Raw genomic sequence first — 23,978 nt, forward strand, 5'->3', positions numbered from 1 at the left:
ATCGAGAAATAATCTATAAAAAATGTTATTCTACACTTCAAAATAAAAAACAACGAATAACTAGCCGGAAGGAACAAGAATTTAGGTCGCTGTGAAGGTGGCGTTAGCACTTTAGTGCTTACACCACGGGACGAGTTTTGAAACTCGCGTATTTTGCGAGGTTCAAAATCGAGAGGCGAGACCTTGGCTCGACTCGGTCCCCATAGCGACCTAAATTTCTTGTTCCTGGAGGTGGCATATTTAACTAGCACCACGCGCTAGCATACCAAAAAACGGCAACAAAAAAAGTGAAACCAAATTGATTTCACTTTTGTAATTAATATATGTGTGCTTGATAAAACCTTCCCATGATTGTAATCGTATCCGTAACACTTACGAACGCATGTTGATCAGACAATGCCATCGCATTTTCCAAATCATGTAGTTCTGAACGTGAGATAACGGTAAATAGAATTGTTTTTTCTTCGTGCTTATAAGCACCTTCAGCATCATGAACAATCGTAATACCACGGCGCATTTCATTTTGAATTTGTGTAATAACGTTTTTAGGTTTAGAAGTAACAATCATAACTTGAAGTTTTTGATCCTTGTTATAAATCATATCAATAACTTGACCATTGATGAAGATACTGACCGCACTATAAAGCGCATGGACCCAGCCGAACAGAAAACCTGCACAAGCAACGATAAAAATATTGAACATAATGTTAATTGTTCCAACACTTTTACCAGTCTTCTTACGTAAAATAATTCCCAAAATATCGATACCACCAGTAGATATCCCGTTTCTCAGAGCCATCCCGGTACCAAACCCATTGGCAACCGCACCAAAAATGGCACAGACCAACGGATCAGCCGTAATTTTAACTGGTGGTAATAAATGCATCATCATACTGGCTAGAGCAACCGCAATTATGGTAAAAATCGTAAATTTGTGATCAATCTTTCGCCAAGACAAAACGAATAATGGTGCGTTTAATGCAAAATACATCACAGCAGTCGATAAATTAAATGGCAGCCAGCGATGCGAAATCGTTGAAATCAATTGCGCAGCACCAGTTACACCAGAACCATAAATACCGCCCGGTGTCCAGAACATATTAACCGCAATCGAAACAGCAATTGAATATAAAAATGCTATTGAAATTTTGGATAAGTTCTGATGTCTTTCAATCAGCTTATCTAATTCACCCATACTAAAAAATTCTCCTAGTCGTCATAAGTTACCTAAACATATTAGCACAAATAGCAGTATTTTCAGCCTATTTCCGATGTTTTTTCATGAAATCAGCTCGACCGGCACTCTCTTCAAGTTCAAAGCGCTCAGGATTCTTCTTATAAAAGTCTTGATGATAGTCTTCAGCTGGATAAAAAGTTGTTGCTGGTTGGATTTTCGTAACGATTGGATCACTAAATTCTCCCGATTCACTCAAAACTTTTTTAGAAGCTTCAGCAATTTCTTTTTGTGATTCATTTTGGTAAAAAATAACTGGTCGATAGCTATCGCCACGGTCCTGAAACTGACCCATAGCATCAGTTGGATCAGCAATTTGCCAATACAATTCAACTAAATCTTGATATGACACGATATCAGCATCGTAAGTTATCTCAACTGATTCAGCGTGACCAGTTGTTTCTGTACAGACTTGTTCGTATGTTGGATTAGCAACATGTCCACCACAGTAACCTGATACTACTGAAATAATTCCTGGTTGTTCGTCAAAAGGTTGAACCATACACCAGAAACAACCTCCAGCAAAAATTGCAGTTTCTTTCTTCATTTATTCAGCATCCCCATCTTCAACATATTTTATGTAATCAGCATAACCTTTTTCAGTCATTTCTTCATAGGGAATAAATTTCAAAGATGCTGAATTGATACAATAACGTAACCCACCTTGAGCTAAAGGGCCATCCGTAAAAACATGACCCAAATGTGATCCAGCAGCTTTACTAGTAACTTCCGTCCGCTCCATACCGAAGGAACTATCACGATGTTCTTTCAACTTGGCGATTGGTTCTGTAAATGACGGCCAACCACAACCAGCGTCATATTTTTTAGCTGATGAAAACAGCGGTTCGCCACTAGCAACATCAACATAAATACCCTTTTTGTAAAAATCATCATATTTTCCACTAAAAGGACGTTCCGTGGCAGCATGTTGAGTTACTTGATATTCCTCATCAGTAAGACCAGTTAAGTCTTTTTTGTACTCCTCTGACATCAAATCACTCCTTCTCTATATACAAAATAGTATATGCTTTCACCCAATTAATTCTAGCTATTTGCTTACTTACAATGTAATGCAATTGATTACAAGACTACTGAAATATTTGTGCTATTCATACAACTAACAGACGTCTATAAGCATTGTTACAAAAGTATTTATAATAATTTTAAATATTCAAAAATATACCCACCGCGTCACAAATCATAAGTTTTCTAAAATACAATTCGTACTCTACTATTCTATTAATCTGGTATTTTAGAGATAAATCAAAAAAAGACCATTTCTGGAATGTAAAATCCCAAAATAGTCTTTTTTCATAATCATTTAATTTTAATTAGAGTATTAAATAAATTCTCAACTAGTGAATGAATTAGCCGGAAGTTGTGCGGGATTTATCAGCAGTGATAGTTTTGTTAGGACAACGCAGTTGTTCTTACAAAACGGACGTATTTTGAGATTTGCGTTCTTTGCGAAGCTCAAAATCGAGGTCTGAGACCTTGGCTCAGACCGGTCCCACAGCAGATATAATCCCGCACAACTGGAGGCGGAAACCCTAGTCCTTCTTGCTTACTTCAATTCCCAAATCGTCCAATTGTTGTTTTGCAACTTCAAGTGGAGCATGTGTCATTGGTTCTGTAGCATTTGAGTTCTTAGGGAATGCGATCACGTCACGAATATTGTCTTTACCAGAAAGCAACATTGCGAAACGATCCAAACCAATTGCCAAACCACCGTGTGGAGGACAACCGTATTGTAAAGCATCCAATAGGAAACCAAATTGTTCGTAAGCTTTTTCTTTAGTGAAGTCCAAAGCCTTCAACATCTTTTCTTGAATCTTGTAATCATGGATACGAATTGAGCCACCACCAAGTTCATAACCGTTTAGAACGATATCATAACTTTGTGCATATGCCTTGTGAGGATCTTCGCCATCGTTTAGATAGTGAACATCTTCTTCATTAGGCATTGTGAATGGATGGTGAGCAGCAGTCCAGCGTTGGATACCTTCGTCATATTCGAACAATGGCCAGTTAACAACCCAGATAAAGGCAAATTCATTAGGATCATACAAGTGTTGTTCCTTAGCAATAGCTTTTCTCAAGTATCCTAAAGCGTCTGCAACAACCTTTTTCTTGTCAGCAACAAATAGTAATAGGTCATCATTTTCAAGGCCAAGACGTTCTACCAAAGCAGCTTCTTGAGGCTTGATAAATTTAGCAACACCACCAGCTAATTCGTTGTCATTAAATTTCGTCCATGCTAAACCTTTAGCACCGAAACGTTTGATGTATTCTTGATAAGCTTCAATATTCTTACGTGAATACTTGTCAGCGCCACCCTTGACAACGATAGCTTTAACTTGACCGCCGTTATCAATGGTACCCTTGAACACTTTAAATTCAGTATCTTGGAAAACATCGTTCAAATCTTGTAGTTCCATACCGAAACGTACATCAGGCTTATCTGAACCATAGCGAGCCATGGCGTCATCCCAGTCAATTCTTGGGAATGGTGTCTTAACCTCGATACCCTTTTCATCCTTCATAACACGAGCAATAAGTCCTTCAGTAGCTGTTTGGATTTCTTCCTTGCTCATGAAACTTGTTTCGATATCGATTTGTGTAAATTCTGGTTGACGATCACCACGAAGGTCTTCATCACGGAAACAGTGTGCTAGTTGGAAGTAACGGTCAAATCCACCAACCATCAATAACTGCTTGAACAATTGTGGTGATTGTGGAAGAGCAAAGAAACGACCTGGGTAAACACGTGAAGGAACAAGGTAATCACGAGCACCTTCTGGTGTTGATGGTGTCAAGTTAGGTGTTTCAATGTCAATAAAGCCGTTCTCATAAAGATATTCGTTAACTGAATGCTTAATTTGAGCACGAGTTCTGATTGCTTTTTGCATTTCAGGTCTACGTAAATCAAGGTAACGATACTTTAATTTAGTTTCTTCTGATGAATCGATGCCATCTTTAATTTCGAATGGTGGTGTCAATGACTTGTTAAGAATCTCAACCTTTTCAACAACAACTTCCACTTTACCAGTCTTCATGTCGTCATTAGTAGCACCTTCGCCACGAAGTCTAACAGTACCGATAACGTTAATTACGTATTCTGATCTAAGATTTTCAGCAGCATCAAGTGCAGTTTGGTTATCAGTATTAAATACCAATTGCACGATACCCTTGTAATCTCTAAGGTCAACGAAAATCAAACCACCTAAGTCACGACGTCGTTGAACCCATCCATCTAAAGAAACTTTTTTACCAACATACTCTTCAGTAATGTTGCCACAATAATCTGTTCTTTCTTCCATGTTTATCCCTCGATTTTTTTCAATTCTGCAGCTAAGTTTTCCAATGACACACTGACTTGTTCCCCAGTAGCCATATCTTTGACGTTGGCTGTATCATTTTCTAATTCAGTATCACCGATTGTTACAGTGTACTTAGCATTTAGATTATTAGCTGTCTTGAATTGAGCTTTGATTTTTCTTTGTAGATAGTCTTTATCTGCACAGAATCCAGCTCTACGCAAGTTGGAAAGAATTTTCACTGAAGCACGTTCAGCTTTTTCACCAATTGTTACTAAGTAAACATCAAGATCATTCGCACTTGGAAGATCTTCATCCTTCAATAACAACATCAAACGTTCCACACCAAGTCCAAAACCAATACCAGGTGTTTCTGGTCCACCAAGTTCTTCAACTAAACCGTTGTAACGGCCACCAGCCAAAACAGTAATTTCTTTATTACCGAAAGCTGGATCAGTTACCATAAATTCAAAAATTGTGTGGTTATAGTAATCAAGACCACGAACCATTGTTGAATCTACTTCATAATTAATATCAAGGTCATCCAACAAGCCTTTAAGATATTCAAAACGTTGAGCTGAAGCATCATTCAAGTAATCCAAAATTGATGGTGCATTAGCAACGATTTTCTTATCATTGACATCTTTACTATCAAGAATACGTAATGGATTCTTATCTAGACGAATCTTCGAATCATCACTCAATTGATCTTTAAATGGTGTAAAGTAATCAACCAAAGCCTTGTGATAAGCGGCACGTGATTCAGGATCGCCTAAAGTATTCAAAGCAACTTTCAAATTTTTAATTCCTAAGCGGTTTAAGAATTCCAAACCAACGGAAATGATTTCAGCATCTAATTCAGGAGAATCAGAACCAAACGCTTCAACACCGATTTGGTGGAATTGACGTTGACGACCTGATTGAGGACGTTCATATCTAAACATTGGTCCCTTGTACCAAACCTTGTAAGGCTTGATGTGTTCTGGTCCATAAAGTTTATTTTCAACATATGCACGAACAACACCGGCTGTTCCTTCTGGTCTCAAGGCTAAATGTCTATCACCCTTGTCTTTAAAATCATACATTTCCTTTGAAACAATATCAGATGTATCACCTGAAGATCTTTCAAAGACCTCGTATGATTCAAAGATTGGGGTTCTTATTTCGGAAAAACGGTATTTATTAAAGGTATCTTGAGCAATTGATTCAACATATTGCCACTTTTGGGATTCTCCGGGCAAAATGTCCATGGTCCCTTTTGGTTTTTGATAGCGCATAAAAATCCTCCTTAAATAAAAAACACCCTTGTCCAAATAAGACAAGGGTGCATTCTGCACGGTACCACCTAGTTTTTTTGCTGCAGTTAACGCCTGCCAGACGATAAAAAGTCACACAACCAATCGTTATCTGCTCTCAGCCACCAGATTCTCTGTAAAACGATTTATTTGATTACGAATATACTTATAAACTATCCAAAATCCAATAAGTTGTCAAGCCAGTTTCGTTATGTTATCGGTTTCAACTGCTTAATTATTTAAAAAATGCCGTCTCCGGATACACGTGACAAAGTCTGCTGTGAGGACCGACTAAACTAACTGATATATACTGATTCTTTTTTGAGTATAAAAATCTCTTTAAATAGTCACACTAATAGCTTAAATATCAAAAATAAGTCGTAAAAAACAATAACTAGTTATAAAATCATCGTGCTAATAGTATGGAAACTTTTGTTTTTATACAAACAGAGAATATTTTGAAGTTCTAGAAACAGTATATTTAAAGATAAGAACCCCTTTTCTATCAACAAAACAGCAAAATATTCTAAATTAGCCAATTTTATACGAACAAAAGTTCTAAAATGTCAAATTTTATTAGGAAATTTACAATCTATTCTTTTAACTTGTTACTATATTAAGTAAGATATACATATAGAATGTGTGCCTAAAAGTTGAAAGTTGTAAAACTACTCTAATTGTTGCTAAAGTAAGATTAATTAATAGTTAAGTTTTCGTATTTTCTATTTATAAAACAATTAGTTCGAGTTAAATTTTATCAAACTATAAAATAAAAACCTTAACCGGAGGTCCCAAGTAATTTCACATACTATGGGACCTTAAGCGACAATATTTAATTAACTTTCACTAACTATATGTCATTTATTTGACAATAAAGGAATCAATTAAATGAAGAAGACAATACGATTTTTTATTAAAAACCGGATTCTTGTTGCTATTTTGTTATTACTCGCCCTTTCGAGTTGGTCCACAGTGGCTTTAGCAAGTGCCAATGCCGTTGTTGTTCAGTCTGACTCTGTTAATGTCCGTATTGGTCCTGGCTTATCCTATGCCAATATGGGTCAAGTTAAAAAAGGTGACAAACTTGCCATCCTCGACGAAAAAAACAAATGGTATCAAGTCAGATTATCCGGAGATAAAATTGGCTGGGTCGCCAGCTGGTTGATCGATAACACTGATGTTAGTTCGGCAACCAATAAAGTTGGAATCGTTAAAGTACCTAACACAACGGTATTCAAAAATGCTGATGCCGGCAGTAATGTTTTAGGAACTATTGAACAGTCTCAAAAAGTTACAATCATGTATCAGGAACAAGATTGGACTCAAATTCTTTATAACGGCACTGCCGGTTGGGTCAAATCAAGTTTCATTCAAGGAACTCAAGAAACATCCGGTTCATCCAATTCTTCAAATACCTCTGACAATGACATCAAAAAGGTCACTGTTACGCAACCAAATACCAAACTACGAATTGAACCTGATCAAAATGGTCGTGTTGTTAAAACCGCCAAAGTTGGTAAACAATTTGACTACTTGAGTAAAGATGGTAAATGGTACAAAGTGCGTGATTCTGACGGATCTGTCGGCTACGTTGCTAGCTGGGTCGTAACTATTTCTGGAACAAAGAGTGCCGTTAAATCAGCAGCCACAAATATTTCTGAAGCTACCATTGTAATTGATCCTGGTCACGGTGGAAATGATTCTGGTGCTGAGTCAAAGAAGAGCACTTATGAAAAGAACTTCACCCTTGCCTATGCAAAAGCTATCAAACAAGAACTTGAGAAAACTGGTGCAAGAGTAGTATTAACTCGTTCTGGTGATGACAGTAAGTCACTTGGTGAACGTGCACGCTTATCAAGTAAAATTCAAGCTGATGCCTTTATCAGTCTTCACTTCGACTCTAGTGCCGAGGATAATGCTGGATCTGGTGTGACAACTTACTACTACAATAAAGATAAAGATGGTTCCTTAGCTGACGATTTGAATAGTCAACTCAAGAATCTCTCAATTGGTAATCGTGGCACTGCTCAAAAAGATCTTTACGTTTTACATTACAACAGTCAACCATCAGTCTTAATTGAACTTGGATACATTAATTCCAAGTCAGATTATAAATACATCAATTCTGCTAACTATAAAGCTGAAGTTGCTAAAGATGTAGCTAATGGCTTAAAAGAATACTTTAAGTAAATCAAAAGAACTACTATTTAATTATTAAATGGTAGCTCTTTTTTGTTATAGTTAGACCAACCAACGGAGGTTCAGCTAATGAAAGTATATTTGATTCGTCATTCTCAACCAGATTTCAAGCAAGTTGACCAAGCCGGTTACGTCGGATACGGACGTGATTTAACTCGTTTAACACCATACGGAATCAAAGTGGCCCAAAAAACGGCCTTAAATCCCATTTTTAACCAAATGCAGTTACTCTTAATTTCACCATACACACGAACCATGCAAACCGCTTTGGAAATCACCAAGCAACATCCCGAATTACCAACACAAGTTGAATTGATGCTCCATGAATGGCGCCCTGACTTAACTGGTCGAAAATTAACTGGTTATCCGCAAGTTAAGGCTGCCTACAATGATTATTTACACAATACACATAATTCAGGTATGGATTATGAAACTGCTGAACAAATTGTTACTCGTGTTAAGTCAGTTTTGGACAAATATAAAAATGATTATGATTGCATCGGTTGTGTTACTCACGGTCAAGTTATTCGTCGAATGATGGGACTAGATATGCGGACACAAATTCCATACTGCGGTATTTATGAATTAGATTATTAATATAGTTTTAGCTCGATTGGGGGAATCATTATCAAAAATTTCGAAAAATCTTTACCAACTAAAAATACACGTCAGCTCTATGACCAACAACAACGATTACCAAAACTCTTTCGAACTTATAACCGTCGGCAATTTATTGAATTGTTGATTGGCTTAGCAACTCTCTTTTTCCGAGGCATTGGTGTTTTACTTTTAATTGCTTCACTTATGGATCTGTATTTCTTCTCAACTGTTTACAAAGTCAGAAACATGCAGACCGGTGAAACTTTTCTTATGGAACGTAATGAATGGACGCACTATCGAAAACTATATAAAATGCAGAGTGTGACAAAACATGGTTAGCTTTCGAGCATTAAGGCAAATAGCGCTAGTAATCCGATTTTGGATTGCTAGCGCTATTTGTTTTAAGCGGAAAAAGCTATGTTTTGTTGCACGTTTATGCTGCATGTTTAGAAATAAAGCAGTTATACCACAGCCCCCCTTTTTTTGCTATCGTTTCTGAGTAATTGACACATAAGAATACCGTTCGGCATGATACCAAGACTCAGTGTACTCAAGTGGATTTTGATCAGTATCATATAGCGTATCAATAACTTTTAACGCCACACCTGACTTCTTACCATATAGTTTTTCAGCTATATCACCGTCAACTTTAGTGGCACTAACTACCTCTTTGTCGTAAGAAAAATTTTGCTGATATTCTTGTTCTAAAATCCGATAAAATGAATCCTTAGCAAAATCATATTGTTCCAGATTAGGAAACAACTTAACTGGTGTATAAATTTTTTCAACTGCAAATGGCTGCTCATCAGCTAAACGTAAACGTGTAATGCAGTAACACTCAGTTTCTTCAGCCATCCCTAATGTCAATCGAACAATTTCTGGAGGTAGAATTTTTTGAAAGTCCAATACTTGACTACTTGGTCGTAATCCCCGCTCATTCATCAGTTCAGTAAAACTGTGAATGTACTGACTTCGTTGTAGAATCCGTTTGTTAATAAAGACACCCTTGTCCTTTTCACGATAAAGCAACCCATCACCGACCAAATTATCTAGAACTTGACGTGCACTCATGCGACTAATGTTAAAGCGTTCCTTAATTTCCTTTTCAGTCGCAAATTTTTTATTATCAGCATTCTTGAGTTGAGTAATTTCATCATGTAAAAGCTGTGTAATTTGTTTAGTTGAGAGTTTTGCATTCAAATTAAGACACTTCCTAACCATTTGATAAGACAATTATATATTAATTTGTCCATGATTATTGTATAAATCGAAAAATATAGTACAATCAATGTATAAATATTGTATATACAATCTTAAGGATGGAAGGAATTATCATGAAAAATTTAATGGAATCCTATTATCAAACAATCAATAACGATATGAACCATGTCATTACAAAAGAGAAAACAGCTATCCAACAAGCATCACAAATGATTAGTAACAGTATCCATCACGGTCACAAAGTCTATTTCTTTGGAACTGGTCATTCTTACATCGTCGGACAAGAAGTATTTGCCCGTGCCGGTGGTTACGCTGACTTTATTCCTATTTTGGAAAACGAATTAGGTATGAACCATGCGTTCAAGAGTACTTTGATTGAGCGGACTACTGCTTATGCGGATGTCTTGATGGGACTTTATACTTTCCAAAAAGATGATGTTATCGTAATGACTTCTAACTCCGGTCGTAATGCCCTATTAATCGAACTTGGATTACGCTTGAAAAAAATTGGTGTTCATATCATTGGAATCACTGCTTTAGAAGCATCGAAAGACAGTACTAGTCGCCACGAAAGTGGTCTAAGATTGTTTGAAATTGCTGATGTTGTTTTAGATAACCGTTCAGTTTACGGTGATGCTAGCATTAGCCATTCTAAGGAAATCAAAACTGGTCCCACATCAACGATTATGAGTTGTTTCATTGCGCAATTAATCGTTAGTGATTTTGTCGAAAATGAAGTTCAAACTGGCCAAGATGTTCCTGTCTTTCGTAGCAGCAATATCGATGGTGGAGATGCATATAACGAACGATTATTTGCTAAATACAAACGTAGCTAAAAAGTTTACTAATAAAAAAGTCAGGTACTCTGATAACTGCATCCCTATTTAGGATTCATTGCAATTATTCAGAATTACCTGACTTTTTTAGGCATGTGACAATAATGGAAACATCAATTGATTATTAATAAAGATGTTTTCTTTAGCAGAATAAACAAATAATTGTTCATCACTATTAATTTTTTTCAAACTCATCCCAACAGTCTTTGGCGGAGTGAATCCTAAGTGCACCATCTCTGTTGTCTCACTAGCAACTTCACTTAAAACTTCCGTTAACGTTAATTCGGTTTCACCAAAAATATCTAAACATTCTAAGTTAGTCGAACTTTGAATCGCAACGACGGCTAAATTACGTTTGGCGGAATAATAAACGCAATCTTCCATAAAGTTGCCACAGTAAAACATCAATAATCCATAATTGTCAGTTACGCTTAACTTTGAAAACGGATTAGAAACTTGATATAGCTGCTTTAAGAGTTGCCGATTTTTTGCTTGATCCATCGGTAACTTCTGAAAATCTCCCGCCACCGGTTCTATTGACAGGCTCGTTTGATACTCAGACATTGCCGTAAAACCAAATTTAGGATAAAAATCCAAAACGGTTTCATTAGCAAACAAGTAAACAGCACTAGCATCTTGATAATCTTGTAAAATCTCATTAATTAATTGTTGTGACAAACCTTGATGGCGATAATTTTCAGCCGTCATTACTGTTCCGATTTGAATATAACGACGTTTTTCATCAGCAAAATTAACATCCATAATATTAACTGAAGCATTGGCAATTACCCTTTCATCGGCAACAAAACAGTATGGGATATAATTATCAGACCAATAACCATCTTGGAACCACTGCTCAAATGATAAATCGAAGGTTTCAATTGCTAATTCAATAAAACTTTGTCGTAAAACTTCATTGTCACGGACTTGCTTAACTAAACGGTACGTCATATTGCTCGGTTCCTCCGATAAACTAAAAAGCACCTATAAAATAGGTGTTTTTGTCGTATTTAGATTAAAGCTGAACGTTAAACTCATAAAAAGGTAACGAATAAACTAGCCGGAAGGAACAAGAAATTAGGTCGCTGTGCAGGTGGCGTTAGGACTTTAGTCCTTACACCACGGGACGAGTTTTGAAACTCGCGTATTTTGCGAGGTTCAAAATCGAGATTTGAGACCGCTCTTCGGCTCAAATCGGTCCCCATAGCGACCTAATTTTCTTGTTCCTGGAGGTGGCATTCTTATTACTCACTATAAGGATGAATACAATCAGCCAAACGAGATTGAATATAGTTCAATTCAGTCTTCTTCAATTCACGTGTATCCTTAATTGTTTGAACTAATCCCATAATCGTTTCTTTTTCAGACTCATCAGCTAAATTCAAACTGTAACCATTGCGACGTAAGAAGAAGTCCATGGCGGCAATCGCTGTTTGTGTATTGTATTTTTCAAAAATATCATCACAAATGATTGTACAGAATAAATGCGTCAAATAAACATTCAAATTATCAAATTGATTTAAAAACTCGATGTTACTTTGAAGTCGTTTCTCACTGAAGGTGATTTCTTCACTATCTTCAATTGCCAAATGTATCGCTACAATTTGGTCGTAAGTTAATTTTTCAAGTTTGTTTTCCATAGTTACATCCATTAAATTATTTTTTCGATTTCAAGCAAGTCGCTCACTTGATAATCACGATCAAAGTCAACTTTATCAGCGTTCAATAAAATTGTATTAGCACCAGCATTTTTACCGAAGTCAACGTCAATTTGGCGATCACCAACGACCCAAAGATCTTCCTTCTTCAAGTCATACTTGTTAATCAAGTAATTTAACATATCTGGGTTCGGTTTACGCTTGAAACCGTCAGCTACACTAATAATCTCTTTGAAGTAATGTTCAATTCCAAGTGATTTAGCTAGTGGAAAAATCGATTGGTCACGATGTGTAACGATAAACTGAATGTAATGTTTCTCATCACAGTATTTTAAAATATTTTTGATATGAGGAATCAAGGTGATTTTATCATGATAATCTTTCTCATATCTAAAATAACTGACATAAAAGACTTTCACAGCTTGTTCAACGTCATCTTGATCCTGCAATAGTTCCGTTACAAACTTGCGAACGGAATTCTTCTTGGCTTCTTTAAAAATTGTATCTTTCGATAGACTAATACCAAAGTTTTCGCGCAGAGATTTTTGTGTCGCTGAGACAATCCCGGGATAACTATTGGCAATAGTATCATCAAAGTCCCAAACAATGCTTTTCATATTTATCTCTCCATTAAAATAGTTACTGGTCCATCATTAGTTAGTGACACTTGCATGTCGGCCCCAAATTCACCAGTTTCAACAGTTAAACCGTATCCCCTCAATAAATCATTAAAGCGGTCATATTTCTTCGTTGACGCTTCAAAATTCCCCGCCCCAGTGAAACTAGGGCGATTACCATGTTTCGTATCCGCATAGAGTGTAAATTGGGAAATGGATAAAATTTTTCCATCGACATCATTAATTGCTAAGTTCATTTTATCATCAGCATCCGAAAAGACACGCATATTTGCTACTTTTCGTGCCATATATTCGAGTGTTTCTTCTGTATCCTCATCAGCAAAGGCAACTAACAAACAAAATCCTTGATCAATTTGACCAAGGATTTTGTCATCAACAGTTACTTTTGCCTGAGATACTCGTTGAATTACAACTTTCATTAAGCTACCGTCCTCTTGATTTCATAGACATTTGGGATATTCTTCAATTTCGAAATAATATTATCCAAATGTTCCTTATTATTAACACCGATACTTACGTGAATAATTGCCATTTTTTCTTTGTCCAAACGACCAATCACATTATTCAAGGTATTAGTATTGGAATTGATTACTTGTAAAACTTCGTTGATCAAACCATTCCGATTGAACGCATAAACATCCAATTCGGCTGTATAACGCTTCTCTTTCGTCACATTATCCCAACTGACATCAATAAAGCGTTTCTTAGCTTCCTCGCTCTGAACATTTGGACAGTCAGCGCGATGAATCGTCAACCCACGGCCTTTAGTAATATAACCAACAATTTCATCCCCAGGAATTGGATTACAACATTTAGCCAAACGAATCAATAAATTATCGATTCCTTGGACAGAAATACTAGTATTGGCATTATTACGTTCCTTCTGGAGTTTGGGACTATCAGTCTGTGGTTGCGTAACTTTATCATCAGTATTAGTGATGACCTGTTCTTCAAGCTCTTTTTTCTCAGCTTCTTTTTTCCGATCAGGATCTTCACTAACGAGTTTGTGAACAACGTTAATTGGAGAAAGTTCACCATAACCAACCGCATTGAAGAGTTCATCCGGCTCAGTATAATTGAAAATTTTCATTGCAATTTCCAAATGTTTTTTATCAAGATACTTCTTACTTGATAAAGAACGATTCTTTAATTCGTTTTCAATTGATTCCCGGCCAAGAACAATATTTTCCTCACGGTCTTTGGTTCTGAAATAACGTTTGATCTTGTTCCGAGCCCGAGATGTGTACACGACATTGACCCAGTCTCGACTTGGTGAAGAATTGGAGTTCGTCAACATTTCAACAATGTCACCATTCTTCAATTGATAATTTAATGGCACCATTCTGCCACTGATTTTGGCACCGATGGAATGATTACCAACTTCGGTATGAACTTGATAGGCAAAATCCAACGTGACAGCGCCCTTTGGCAATTCAATAACTTCGCCTTCTGGTGTGAAAACATAGACACGATCGTTAAAAATTTCACCCTTAACTGACTTCATAAAATCAGATGCGTTGTCAGAGTTTTCCTGTAATTCAAGAATTTCACGGAAGACATCGATTTTTTGTTCGTTATCGTCTAAGTTAACACCCTCAAAGTTACCTTCCTTATAAGCCCAGTGAGCAGCAACACCATATTCAGCAACTTGATGCATTTCAAAAGTTCTAATTTGAACCTCAAGTGGTTGGCCACCGGGTCCGATAATTGTTGTGTGTAACGATTGATAACCATTGGCTTTTGGAACCGCAATATAATCCTTAAAACGACCAGGGATTGGCTTCCACTTGGAGTGAATTGAACCTAGGACAGCATAACAATCTTTAACTGAATCAACGACAATTCGGATAGCTAACAAATCGTATAGTTCAGAAAATTGCTTGTGCTTATCACGCATCTTTTTATAGATGGAATAAATATGCTTAGGGCGACCGTAAATATCGTATTTGATGCCTAGGGCGTCAACATTAGTCTTGATATAGTCAATGGCTTCAGCAATATAAGCCTCTCGTTGATCACGTTTACTATTCATTAAATGAACAATTCGGTAGTACTGTTGAGGATTAATGTAATGCAAGGACAAATCCTCTAGTTCCCATTTAATCTTACTAATACCTAAACGATCAGCTAATGGAGCGTAAATTTCCAAAGTTTCATTTGCAATTCGACGTTGTTTATCAGGGCGCAAAGCTTTCAACGTTCTCATATTGTGCAAACGATCAGCCAACTTAACCATAATGACACGTAAATCTTTAGCTGTTGCTAACAACATCTTGCGGTGATTTTCAGCTAATAATTCTTGGTGGGAGTGATATTTATATTTACTAATTTTGGTAACGCCATCAACAATGGTCTCAACTTGCTCACCAAATAATTCTCTGACATCCCCTAATGTCACATTAGTATCTTCAACAACATCATGCAAATAGCCAGCAGCTACCGTATAAGGGTCCATGTGCAATGAAGCTAGAATTTCTGCTACTTGAGTTGGGTGAATAATGTATGGCTCACCAGTAGCACGCTTTTGTTCCTTGTGAACGTAAGCAGCAAACTGATAAGACTTATTGACAAACTCAACGTGTTCATCATTCATATAACTACGACAAATATCTAAAACTTCTTCTGGTGTATAATCTTTTATTTTTTTCATGGAAATATTCACCCCGTTACAATAAAAAGCACTCAGCGAGTGCTTTTAAGTTTACATATTATTATGATTGCTTTAATGCTAAATATCAATTAATTTTCTTTATCAAACAAGAAATAAATCAAAATACTTAAAACTAAGTAAATCCCGGCTAAAAAGTACCCATAACGACCATATTTAACGAAAACACTTATCACAAATATAACTGGAAAAATAACTAAGTTATAAAATGACAAGCCATATTTTTTCGAAAACCAGCCAATAAAACTAGCAAATAAAATATTGATAATAAAGAATAACCAAATAATTCGGTTGGTTCTTCCTAAATGAAAGAGATTAAACAAGATTGGCATAATAAATACCAAAATGATTGAGATTAAAGCAATGTAAGTTGTTTTTGATTTTTCAACTTTTTTCCAAATGTTTTTCACGATTTGTTCCTCATTTTACTGTTAGTTCGTATTTATATGATAGCACTGATAAGAAGTACATGGGTGCTGTTTCTGCTCGCATAATTCGTGGTCCTAATCCGACTGATGCAAAATCAGCTTGATTAAGAAAATCAATTTCATCTGGCGCAAAGCCACCTTCAGGCCCGAATGCACATAAAACTGACTTAGGATCTTGATTCAATGTTTGTGCTAAGAGACTGATCTCACCTTGTTTTGCTGATTCTTCATAAGCAACCAAGTTGGCTTCTACCTTATAGTTTAACAAATCTTGTAATTTATTGACGTAAATAACTTGTGGAATGATCCGTCGTTTCGATTGTTGAGCCGCATTCTTAGCAATTTCTTGCAAACGGTCCAACTTTTTAGCAACAACATTTTGTTTCCATTTCATAATAGAATACTTAGAGTCAAAGAAAATAATCGTTGTAGCACCTAATTCCGTCGACTTTTGCGTAATCCATTCGATTTTATCTTTTTTAGATAGTGAACAAGCAATCGTCACTTTAACTGGCATTTCAGTGCTAGGACGGTCAACTAACGACACTTTAGTCAAAATATTGTTGTTGTCCAAATCAATTTTTTCAATCGTTGCCGCGTATAACTTCTCACTAGGGTCAACAAGATAGACGACATCACCTGCCTTATGTCGCATCACTTTTGCTACATGCTTAAAAGTTTCTGTCTCATCAATCGTAAATTTATTACTATTTATAATTTCTTTAACGAAGTATTGCTCCATCTTCTGCCTCAAACTCTTCTTTTCTTCTACAAATCAATGTTGACCAACCTTTTAAATGGAAAGATTCCAAAACAATGAAACCTTGCTCAGCCATTTGATCAGTAATTAGTTGTTCTTTCTCATTAATAATACCTGATAATACAACAAAACCATTATCATTCAAATGATTATTAATATCTGGAATAAATTGTTGAATGACATCGGCTAACATATTGGCAACAATCACATCAACCTTACCTTCAACACCATCTAGTAATGAGTTCTCAAACACTTCAATGTCTTCACAGCCCGGATTCAATTGAATATTTTCCTTAGCGGCCCGAACAGCTTCAGGATCAAGGTCATAAGCCTTGATATCCTTAACGCCAAGTAAACGTGCTTGAATTGAAAGAATCCCTGAGCCAGTACCAACATCATAAAGTGAATCAGCATCACCCAAAATTAATTCTAACGCTTGCATACATGAATATGTCGTTGGATGAGTCCCAGTACCAAAAGATTTACCTGGATCCATTACGATGATATGTTCATCAGCGTACTTAGGTTGATAGTCGACCCAATTAGGAACGACCGTCAAATAACGACTGATTTTAACTGGATGATAATATTGTTTCCATTCATTTTCCCAACTACTATCGTCCAACTCACTAACTGAAATTTCAACACCTTTAATATTAAAACCAAATTCAGGTAATTTATTAATTTCCATTTGTAAATTATTGACAATTTTCTCATCAAAACTATTTTCATCAAAATAAGAATTGATTTTTGTTTTAACGGCATCATTTTCATCGTCAACCATTTCAGTACCATTAGCACCAACTCGCATGAAGACGTCCGAAACGATTTCAGGATCGAAGTCATTAGGAATAGCAACCGATATTTTTTTCCAAAGCATTTATATTGTTCCTCCACTTGTATCTATGATGATGCCGTCTCCAGAGAATATTTTTCAAATTTTCCGACTAGTTTTTTTATTTTCATTAATTATTTCTATCAGTGACAATGGTCACAATTAATGTAATAACCGGAGGGCGCGAGAAATTGAGGTAGCAGTGCAGGTAGCGTTAGCCCTTACACTACGGGACGAGTTTTGAGATTCGCGTACTTTGCGAAGCTCAAAATCGAGACTGGAGACCTTGGCTCCAGTCGGTCCCCACAGCAACCTCAATTTCTCGCAACCGGAGGCGGCACCCTAGTTATTTATTAGATTACTAGAAAAAGGCCATAAAAAAAAGACGTTACCGTCTTTATTTAATGAAAATATTAAGCGAATTGAGGAATTCAGCTTGGCTGGCTTTAATTTTGGAACGAGCTTCTTCTAAACCTAAATGGTTAATTAAATTTTTATTAGTATCCATACAATTCAATGCATCAATCAAATCAACAAAATAGTTATTTAATTTTTCAGCAAGTACACTGTTTTGAAGATTGTATTTCTCAAGGTAGGAAATACACAGTTTCATAAAACGATGGATATTTGAAATATAATTATCGGCCAAACGTGAGTATGTTTCATATCTCAACGCTTCCCCCCGTTCGATAATTTTCATCGTCTTAAAATATTCTGTGAACACCTCGTTATAAGTGACAAATCTTTCTAAGAGCACATTTGTTTCTAATATACGATATCGACTTGTTTGTACTGTCATAGTCCTACACCTCATTTCTTTTTAATATAATATCATATGAATATAATTATGGAAAGCATTAGTTTAAATTAATATCATCATAAGAAGTCAATGATAGATTGATTCCTAGTCTATTAAAACAAAAATATATTTATTTCATGGATAAAAAAATCCGATAATCCCCAAAAAGGACCATCGAATTTTTTTAATATGATTCCCTAATGTACGTCATTTCACTTAAACTACTTCTCAAATTACTATCTGTTAATGTATTCAATAGATTATTAAATGCAGGATAACTATAATCGTCTGCCACAAAGGCATTATATAGCTGTTGTTTCAAATCAAAACTAATATATGCTCTTTGCAATCTAGCTTGAAATTCATTCAGTACATCTGAATAATTTGATTGAATTAAGTGTTGCGCAATTTGACGTGTGCTTGGAATTATATGATTTGGATCATTAACTTGCCATGTCAATGACTGTTGTTTATCATCCCAAACAAATAAAGTTCTTGCTAATTTATCCCCCAGATGTTCCACCATTTCAAATTGTCCATCTTGTCCATTAAAAATTTCTACTTCTAACCTAGTTGGTAAATGAGAAATATTTTCCATATATTGCGGATTTGTCACAATTAAACTTCCTTGGCGTACAAAAGCCGGTATTTTATCAGTATCACGATAAGTTTTTATCACAGAATTACCGTTGTACTTAAGGTGACTGAAGTAATCAACCCATTTGCCCTCTGGTAACCATGTAGTACTGTATGCTGTTTGCGTTTGTTCATCATGAGGTTGTGTAATTGGCGCAACCAACATTTCAGAACCAAAGAAATATTCATTTTTAAAGCTATATGCCTCAACTTGATTTGGATAATCGTAATAAAGTGGCTTTACAATTGGCACACTATGTTCGTGTGTTTGATAATTGGCAGTATCAATGTATGGAATCAATTTTGCCCTTAAACGTAGAAACTTTTCTTGTGATTGCTCCAAATCCAAGCGATAATTCCATGGTTCTTTTCCAGCAAAAGTATTGTTGGAAGAATGTAGCCGATTGATTGGACTAAAGACTCCAAACTGTAACCAACGTGTTGCCAATTCTCCATCAAAACTACCACGCATATGTCCCCCAATATCATGACTCCACCAGGTATAACCAATATTAGCTGCCGTAGCTGTAAAGTATGGCTGAAAAGCTAAGGATTCCCACGAGATGACCGAATCACCCGAAAAGCCCAATGGATAACGATGTGAACCCGGACCCGCATAACGGCTTAAAATCAATCCATTACCATTAGTTCGTCGATCATTATCAGTATAGTGATAATAATTCAATAGCCAAAGTGGATCCATTTTTTGTGCCGACTTAGCTAAACCTTGTTGCCAATCTAACCACCAGAAATCAATACCTTCAGCTTCTAGTCGATGGTGAACATCGTTAAAATATGCTTGACGGAATTTTTTATTTTCTAAATCAAAAGCTGCTGGCTCCTCAGCTGTTGTATTTAAGTCCAAGTCTTTTGCAACGGTTGGATAACTGTCTTCATAGGCCCTAATTCCGGCCGCTGGATGAACATTGACAGTCACCTTTTTGCCATCATCATGAAGCCATTGAAGTAATTTTTGATGATTAGGAAACAACTCTTTATTCCAAGAATAACCAGTCCAGCCAGAACCATATTTTTGCGGTATTTGTACTTTATGCCAATCCATATCTAAGACGGAAACATTAATAGGAACCTTCTTTTGATCAAATTTTTCCATCAATGCCTGATACTCCGCTTGAGTATAACGATAATAACGACTCCACCAATTGCCTAATGCATACCGGGGTAATAGCGGTGTTGGTCCTGTTAATTGATAAAAATCACGTAATGTCTTCTGATAATCACGCCCATAACAGAACAAATAACCATCAACAACCTGGTTTCCCCGAGCAACAAATGAATCTGAATTTTTTAAATAGACAAACGACTGAGAATCATCCAAATAGCTGTAACCATCACGTGACATGATCCCCTTATCTAATGGAATTGCGCCATTAGCACGGTCAAGCGTTCGAACCGTTCCGCGTAAATTTTGATTATGATCATCATTATCAGCTCCAAAATACCACCGATTTTGATAAGTCGAATACGCTTTTTTAATATCAATGTAGAGTGATTCTGCAGAAAGCTTTCCGCCATCATAGTAAAGGTCAACTACTCGGCACTAAAGTACCGAGCTTGTGAGAGTACATTACCCTAAGGTAATGTACATCACAATTTACCTAGATACACCGTCGCCTAGATATACCTAAGTATTCCAGGACTTACATAGCAATTACCAAGGTCTTTATAGTCCACAAGTTGCCCAACGGACTGTATGTACTAAACTATTTTCTTCAATCCTTTTGCAAGAATATTCTTAGCAGCATTATGATCTCGAATGTGATATTTATTACAGTTTGGACACGTCCATTCCCTATCTGAAAGTGTTAGGTGTTCTTCACCTTTCATCAGATAGCCACAATCGGAACACATTTGAGTTGTATTCCTAGGATTAACTTTAATAAATGTCCTATCATACATTTCAGCTTTGTATTCTAGTTGTTGTAGAAACGTTCTCCAACCAACATCTGAAATACTCATAGCTAAAGCATGATTCTTCAACATATTCTTACTTGCTAAGTCCTCCGCAACTACCAAATCGTGGTTCTTGATAAGTGCAGTTGAAAGAATACTTAGAAAGTTTGAACGTTGATTCATGACTGATTTATGTATCTTAGCTACCAGCAAACGTTGCTTTTGATAATTAGAAGAGTTACGAAGTGAACGATGTTCCTTCTTTGCTCTCAATTGTCTACGTGACAGCTTACGTTGTGCTTTAGCTAATTTACCTTTGATTCTACGATAATATCTTGGATTACCGATAATGTTATTTTCGGAATCAGTTAGAAAGTTATCGATATTAAGATCAATACCAAGTTGTTTGCCAGTCTTAGGTTGATTATCAATGAATGGGGTATCAGAACCGAGTTGCATAGAAATATAATAATCACCAATTGAATCTTTTAAAACGGTGACTGTTCCAATTCTAATATCTTGGTTTCGTTGAAGTAACCGTTTCTGTGAACCGGAAACACGAATAGTACCTAAAGGAGCAGCCTTTACATGACTGTTATCCAAAAACTTGATATTACCGTTAAATAAATTAGGACTTACTTTACTAGAATATCGGTTGGGCAATTGGAAATTGCCATATCCAGTCTTCTTATGAAAATTAGGTGTTCCGTGAGTATGTACCTTACGGAATAAATTCCAAGCAGCTTGATAAGTACGTTTGGACATACTAACCACATCTGTACCGATTTTATAACTGTCTAACCATGAGTGAAGTCCAAAGATATACTTGGTAGACTTACGCTTTTTCAAGTAGGCAATACGATCCAGAACTTCCTTGATGGACAATTTACATTTAGATAGCATATACAACTCTTTATCAATAGCAACCATCTCATTGTAAGCAAACCGAGAAGCATTGATATTATGTTCAATCGTCTGTTTTTGTTTGAATGATGGGTAACATTTCATTTTCAAACCATAGTGGAATGGTAGTTCTGACATAGCTATATTCATCTGACCCAGCCCTTTCTTTAAGACAGGCGCAGTATAACAAATCAAAGAAAATTAAGCTGTAAATAGAAGCAGAAAATATACAAAAAAATATTAAGAAAGGTGTTGCTTAAAACGATAATTCCTCCCAGCAATAAATTACTGGGTTTCCTTATCTAGCGACTTTTATGAAATCCCTTCGTTTCAATCTCTACTTTGTGACCATTATTATCATATAGAACTTGAACATCAGGTTTACCAAATTCTCGATCAACAACCGTTTAGGTTGGTCTGTCTTCAAATTTACCAGTAGTATCTTCTTCAATTCTCAATAAATTATCGGTAATAACCGTAAAACGATAAGTCTTACCTGCAATTACTTTACTCATTAACTAATTCCTCCCATTTTAAGAAAGCGCTAACTATTATTGGATTATCGTAATTGGCCACAGTTTAGATGTCAAATCGAAAAAACGCCTTATCTTAGTTAAACATTCTTAACAAAGATAAAACGTTTTCTTTTTTACAATTTAAAATCCATTATTTTGTGTTATTTGTTGAAACCACAAACCACTCTTTTTCACAGTTCGCTTATAGTTATTATTCAAATCCAATCTATAAAATCCATAGCGATTCCGATAACCATTAAGCCAAGACCAACAATCAACGAACGTCCACATATGATAACCAAAACAATTGCTACCTGCTTCAATTCCCCTATGTAATTGTTCTAAATGTTCCTTCATAAAATCAATTCGATACTGATCATTAATCATCCCAGTATCGTCTATAAATCTTTCTTCGTCAGCTACACCCATTCCATTTTCACTCACGTACCATGGAATATTCCCATATTCATCGCGCATCATAATGGCAATGTCATAAAGTGCTGGCGGATAAATTTCCCAACCACGATAAGGATTAACTCGTTTATCTGGCCAATCGTACGATTCAAACCAATCACTTGGCATTTTAGCAGGGAAATTCGGATTTTTCGGTGCTTGAACTCGACGTGGCTGATAGTAATTAATTCCCACGAAATCAACAGTATTATCAATAATTAACTGTTTATCGTTATCGTTAATTTCAGGCAATAGTTCATTCCTCTTCAGCAATTTTACCAATTCATTGGGAACATGCCCTAAAACAACTGGATCTAGAAAACTACGACTACTCAATAAATCAGAAATTGCTTTTGCTCCTAAATCTTTAGCATCATCACTGCGACTGTATGCCGGTAAAACGTTCAAAATGATTCCAATTTGACCATCCACATTAACTTGATGAAATTTTTGTACTGCCATAACATGTGCCATCAGAGTATGATAACCAACTTGAATAGCACGCCTTAAATCAACTACTGCTGGATAATGATAGCCATACAAATAACCACATTCAATATGTACTGTCGGCTCATTAAAAGTTGTCCAGCGGTGAACTAAATCACCAAACTGTTCAAATGCTACTTGTGCATAGTAAGCAAAATCATCGACTGATTCACGATTCTCCCAGCCACCTTTTTCCATTAACCACCAAGGCATATCAAAGTGAAATAGATTAATAATTGGTTCGATGCCATTATCAATCATCGTTTGAAAATATGTCCGATAAAAATTAACCGCTTCATCATTCAAGTTTTGTCCGTCCGGAAGCAACCTAGCCCATGATATCGAAGTTCGGTAAGAATTCATTCCGATTTTACGCATATTAACGACGTCTTCCACAAACATTTCATATGTATTAGATGTATTTTCAGGACCCTGATTATCATTAAATTTTTCAGGAGCCAATTCAAACCATTTATCCCAAGTTGTCGCCGACTTTCCGTTACGTGAACTGTGTCCCTCCGTCTGTGGAGCTGATGCGGCAGCACCCCATAAAAAATCATTTGGAAATTTTATCATCAATCAA

General features: G+C 36.1%; 20 protein-coding genes and 1 pseudogene. 3 read left to right on the forward strand and 18 right to left on the reverse strand.

The window, feature by feature from the left end; genetic code table 11:
* Positions 1-316: 316 nt before the first annotated feature.
* The 5 genes from FD31_RS00400 to hisS all read right to left on the reverse strand — a co-directional run bounded on the left by FD31_RS00400 (position 317) and on the right by hisS (position 5,828).
* Positions 317-1,195 carry a YitT family protein gene (locus FD31_RS00400; protein WP_057890783.1) on the reverse strand — a complete coding sequence of 293 codons (879 nt, stop codon included), beginning with the start codon at positions 1,193-1,195 and terminating at the stop codon, positions 317-319.
* Positions 1,196-1,262: 67 nt separating this feature from the next.
* Positions 1,263-1,781: a peptide-methionine (S)-S-oxide reductase MsrA gene (gene msrA / locus FD31_RS00405; RefSeq protein ID WP_057890784.1), complete on the reverse strand. Its 519-nt coding sequence runs from the start codon at positions 1,779-1,781 to the stop codon at positions 1,263-1,265.
* Positions 1,782-2,225, reverse strand: a complete 444-nt coding sequence (gene msrB, locus FD31_RS00410) for a peptide-methionine (R)-S-oxide reductase MsrB (RefSeq protein ID WP_057890785.1) — start codon at positions 2,223-2,225, stop codon at positions 1,782-1,784.
* Between the two features lie 559 nt (positions 2,226-2,784).
* Positions 2,785-4,554: an aspartate--tRNA ligase gene (gene aspS / locus FD31_RS00415; RefSeq protein WP_057890786.1), complete on the reverse strand. Its 1,770-nt coding sequence runs from the start codon at positions 4,552-4,554 to the stop codon at positions 2,785-2,787.
* 2 nt (positions 4,555-4,556) lie between these two features.
* Positions 4,557-5,828, reverse strand: a complete 1,272-nt coding sequence (gene hisS / locus FD31_RS00420; protein ID WP_057890787.1) for a histidine--tRNA ligase — start codon at positions 5,826-5,828, stop codon at positions 4,557-4,559.
* A 906-nt stretch (positions 5,829-6,734) separates the two neighbouring features.
* Between hisS and FD31_RS00425 the strand changes: the two genes are divergently transcribed.
* Together FD31_RS00425 and FD31_RS13835 are read left to right on the forward strand one after the other, a co-directional pair.
* A complete protein-coding gene (locus FD31_RS00425) occupies positions 6,735-8,036 on the forward strand; it encodes an N-acetylmuramoyl-L-alanine amidase (protein WP_057890788.1) in 1,302 nt (433 codons plus the stop codon).
* A gap of 78 nt (positions 8,037-8,114) precedes the next feature.
* Positions 8,115-8,642, forward strand: coding sequence for a histidine phosphatase family protein (locus FD31_RS13835; protein WP_083483535.1), 528 nt, complete (start codon positions 8,115-8,117; stop codon positions 8,640-8,642).
* A 489-nt stretch (positions 8,643-9,131) separates the two neighbouring features.
* Here FD31_RS13835 and FD31_RS00435 read toward each other — a convergent pair whose 3' ends face one another.
* Positions 9,132-9,845: a GntR family transcriptional regulator gene (locus FD31_RS00435; protein WP_057890789.1), complete on the reverse strand. Its 714-nt coding sequence runs from the start codon at positions 9,843-9,845 to the stop codon at positions 9,132-9,134.
* A 134-nt stretch (positions 9,846-9,979) separates the two neighbouring features.
* Here FD31_RS00435 and FD31_RS00440 point away from each other — a divergent pair, with 134 nt between their 5' ends.
* Entirely contained in the window at positions 9,980-10,702 is a 723-nt protein-coding gene (locus FD31_RS00440) for a sugar isomerase domain-containing protein (RefSeq protein WP_057890790.1), read from the forward strand.
* 87 nt (positions 10,703-10,789) lie between these two features.
* Here the strand turns inward: FD31_RS00440 and FD31_RS00445 are convergent, their stop codons facing one another.
* From FD31_RS00445 to FD31_RS00500, 12 genes and pseudogenes are all read right to left on the reverse strand, one after another.
* Positions 10,790-11,653, reverse strand: a complete 864-nt coding sequence (locus FD31_RS00445; RefSeq protein WP_057890791.1) for a GNAT family N-acetyltransferase — start codon at positions 11,651-11,653, stop codon at positions 10,790-10,792.
* A gap of 293 nt (positions 11,654-11,946) precedes the next feature.
* The gene (locus tag FD31_RS00450) at positions 11,947-12,342 is read right to left on the reverse strand and encodes a hypothetical protein (RefSeq protein WP_057890792.1); all 396 of its coding nucleotides are present in this window, start codon (positions 12,340-12,342) and stop codon (positions 11,947-11,949) included.
* An 11-nt stretch (positions 12,343-12,353) separates the two neighbouring features.
* Entirely contained in the window at positions 12,354-12,977 is a 624-nt protein-coding gene (locus tag FD31_RS00455) for an HAD-IA family hydrolase (protein WP_057890793.1), read from the reverse strand.
* 2 nt (positions 12,978-12,979) lie between these two features.
* Positions 12,980-13,417, reverse strand: coding sequence for a D-aminoacyl-tRNA deacylase (dtd, locus tag FD31_RS00460; RefSeq protein WP_057890794.1), 438 nt, complete (start codon positions 13,415-13,417; stop codon positions 12,980-12,982).
* Positions 13,417-15,648: a RelA/SpoT family protein gene (locus tag FD31_RS00465; protein WP_057890795.1), complete on the reverse strand. Its 2,232-nt coding sequence runs from the start codon at positions 15,646-15,648 to the stop codon at positions 13,417-13,419. Before FD31_RS00465 ends, dtd begins: the two co-directional genes overlap by 1 nt.
* An 89-nt stretch (positions 15,649-15,737) precedes the next feature.
* Positions 15,738-16,076, reverse strand: a complete 339-nt coding sequence (locus tag FD31_RS00470) for a hypothetical protein (protein WP_057890796.1) — start codon at positions 16,074-16,076, stop codon at positions 15,738-15,740.
* Positions 16,077-16,086: 10 nt separating this feature from the next.
* A complete protein-coding gene (locus FD31_RS00475; protein WP_057890797.1) occupies positions 16,087-16,836 on the reverse strand; it encodes an RsmE family RNA methyltransferase in 750 nt (249 codons plus the stop codon).
* Positions 16,817-17,734, reverse strand: coding sequence for a 50S ribosomal protein L11 methyltransferase (gene prmA, locus FD31_RS00480; RefSeq protein ID WP_057890798.1), 918 nt, complete (start codon positions 17,732-17,734; stop codon positions 16,817-16,819). The genes FD31_RS00475 and prmA overlap by 20 nt, the downstream gene beginning before the upstream one ends.
* Before the next feature lie 352 nt (positions 17,735-18,086).
* Entirely contained in the window at positions 18,087-18,488 is a 402-nt protein-coding gene (locus FD31_RS00485) for a hypothetical protein (protein ID WP_057890799.1), read from the reverse strand.
* Positions 18,489-18,672: 184 nt separating this feature from the next.
* Positions 18,673-20,670 (reverse strand): annotated as a pseudogene (locus tag FD31_RS00490) (glycoside hydrolase family 31 protein); the annotation flags it as partial.
* A 173-nt stretch (positions 20,671-20,843) separates the two neighbouring features.
* Positions 20,844-22,079: an RNA-guided endonuclease InsQ/TnpB family protein gene (locus tag FD31_RS00495; protein ID WP_147007273.1), complete on the reverse strand. Its 1,236-nt coding sequence runs from the start codon at positions 22,077-22,079 to the stop codon at positions 20,844-20,846.
* Positions 22,080-22,597: 518 nt separating this feature from the next.
* Positions 22,598-23,971, reverse strand: a complete 1,374-nt coding sequence (locus tag FD31_RS00500) for a glycoside hydrolase family 1 protein (RefSeq protein WP_057890802.1) — start codon at positions 23,969-23,971, stop codon at positions 22,598-22,600.
* Positions 23,972-23,978 lie beyond the last annotated feature (7 nt).

It is taken from the genome of Companilactobacillus nantensis DSM 16982 (genome assembly GCF_001435815.1).
GTDB lineage: Bacteria > Bacillota > Bacilli > Lactobacillales > Lactobacillaceae > Companilactobacillus > Companilactobacillus nantensis.

Coding starts and splice junctions, on each gene's coding strand:
- FD31_RS00400 (WP_057890783.1), bottom strand. CDS start 1,195: ATGGGTGAATTAGATAAGCTGATTGAAAGACATCAGAACTTATCCAAA.
- msrA (WP_057890784.1), bottom strand. CDS start 1,781: ATGAAGAAAGAAACTGCAATTTTTGCTGGAGGTTGTTTCTGGTGTATG.
- msrB (WP_057890785.1), bottom strand. CDS start 2,225: ATGTCAGAGGAGTACAAAAAAGACTTAACTGGTCTTACTGATGAGGAA.
- aspS (WP_057890786.1), bottom strand. CDS start 4,554: ATGGAAGAAAGAACAGATTATTGTGGCAACATTACTGAAGAGTATGTT.
- hisS (WP_057890787.1), bottom strand. CDS start 5,828: ATGCGCTATCAAAAACCAAAAGGGACCATGGACATTTTGCCCGGAGAA.
- FD31_RS00425 (WP_057890788.1), top strand. CDS start 6,735: ATGAAGAAGACAATACGATTTTTTATTAAAAACCGGATTCTTGTTGCT.
- FD31_RS13835 (WP_083483535.1), top strand. CDS start 8,115: ATGAAAGTATATTTGATTCGTCATTCTCAACCAGATTTCAAGCAAGTT.
- FD31_RS00440 (WP_057890790.1), top strand. CDS start 9,980: ATGAAAAATTTAATGGAATCCTATTATCAAACAATCAATAACGATATG.
- FD31_RS00445 (WP_057890791.1), bottom strand. CDS start 11,653: ATGACGTACCGTTTAGTTAAGCAAGTCCGTGACAATGAAGTTTTACGA.
- FD31_RS00450 (WP_057890792.1), bottom strand. CDS start 12,342: ATGGAAAACAAACTTGAAAAATTAACTTACGACCAAATTGTAGCGATA.
- FD31_RS00455 (WP_057890793.1), bottom strand. CDS start 12,977: ATGAAAAGCATTGTTTGGGACTTTGATGATACTATTGCCAATAGTTAT.
- dtd (WP_057890794.1), bottom strand. CDS start 13,417: ATGAAAGTTGTAATTCAACGAGTATCTCAGGCAAAAGTAACTGTTGAT.
- FD31_RS00465 (WP_057890795.1), bottom strand. CDS start 15,648: ATGAAAAAAATAAAAGATTATACACCAGAAGAAGTTTTAGATATTTGT.
- FD31_RS00475 (WP_057890797.1), bottom strand. CDS start 16,836: ATGGAGCAATACTTCGTTAAAGAAATTATAAATAGTAATAAATTTACG.
- prmA (WP_057890798.1), bottom strand. CDS start 17,734: ATGCTTTGGAAAAAAATATCGGTTGCTATTCCTAATGACTTCGATCCT.
- FD31_RS00485 (WP_057890799.1), bottom strand. CDS start 18,488: ATGACAGTACAAACAAGTCGATATCGTATATTAGAAACAAATGTGCTC.
- FD31_RS00495 (WP_147007273.1), bottom strand. CDS start 22,079: ATGTCAGAACTACCATTCCACTATGGTTTGAAAATGAAATGTTACCCA.
- FD31_RS00500 (WP_057890802.1), bottom strand. CDS start 23,971: ATGATAAAATTTCCAAATGATTTTTTATGGGGTGCTGCCGCATCAGCT.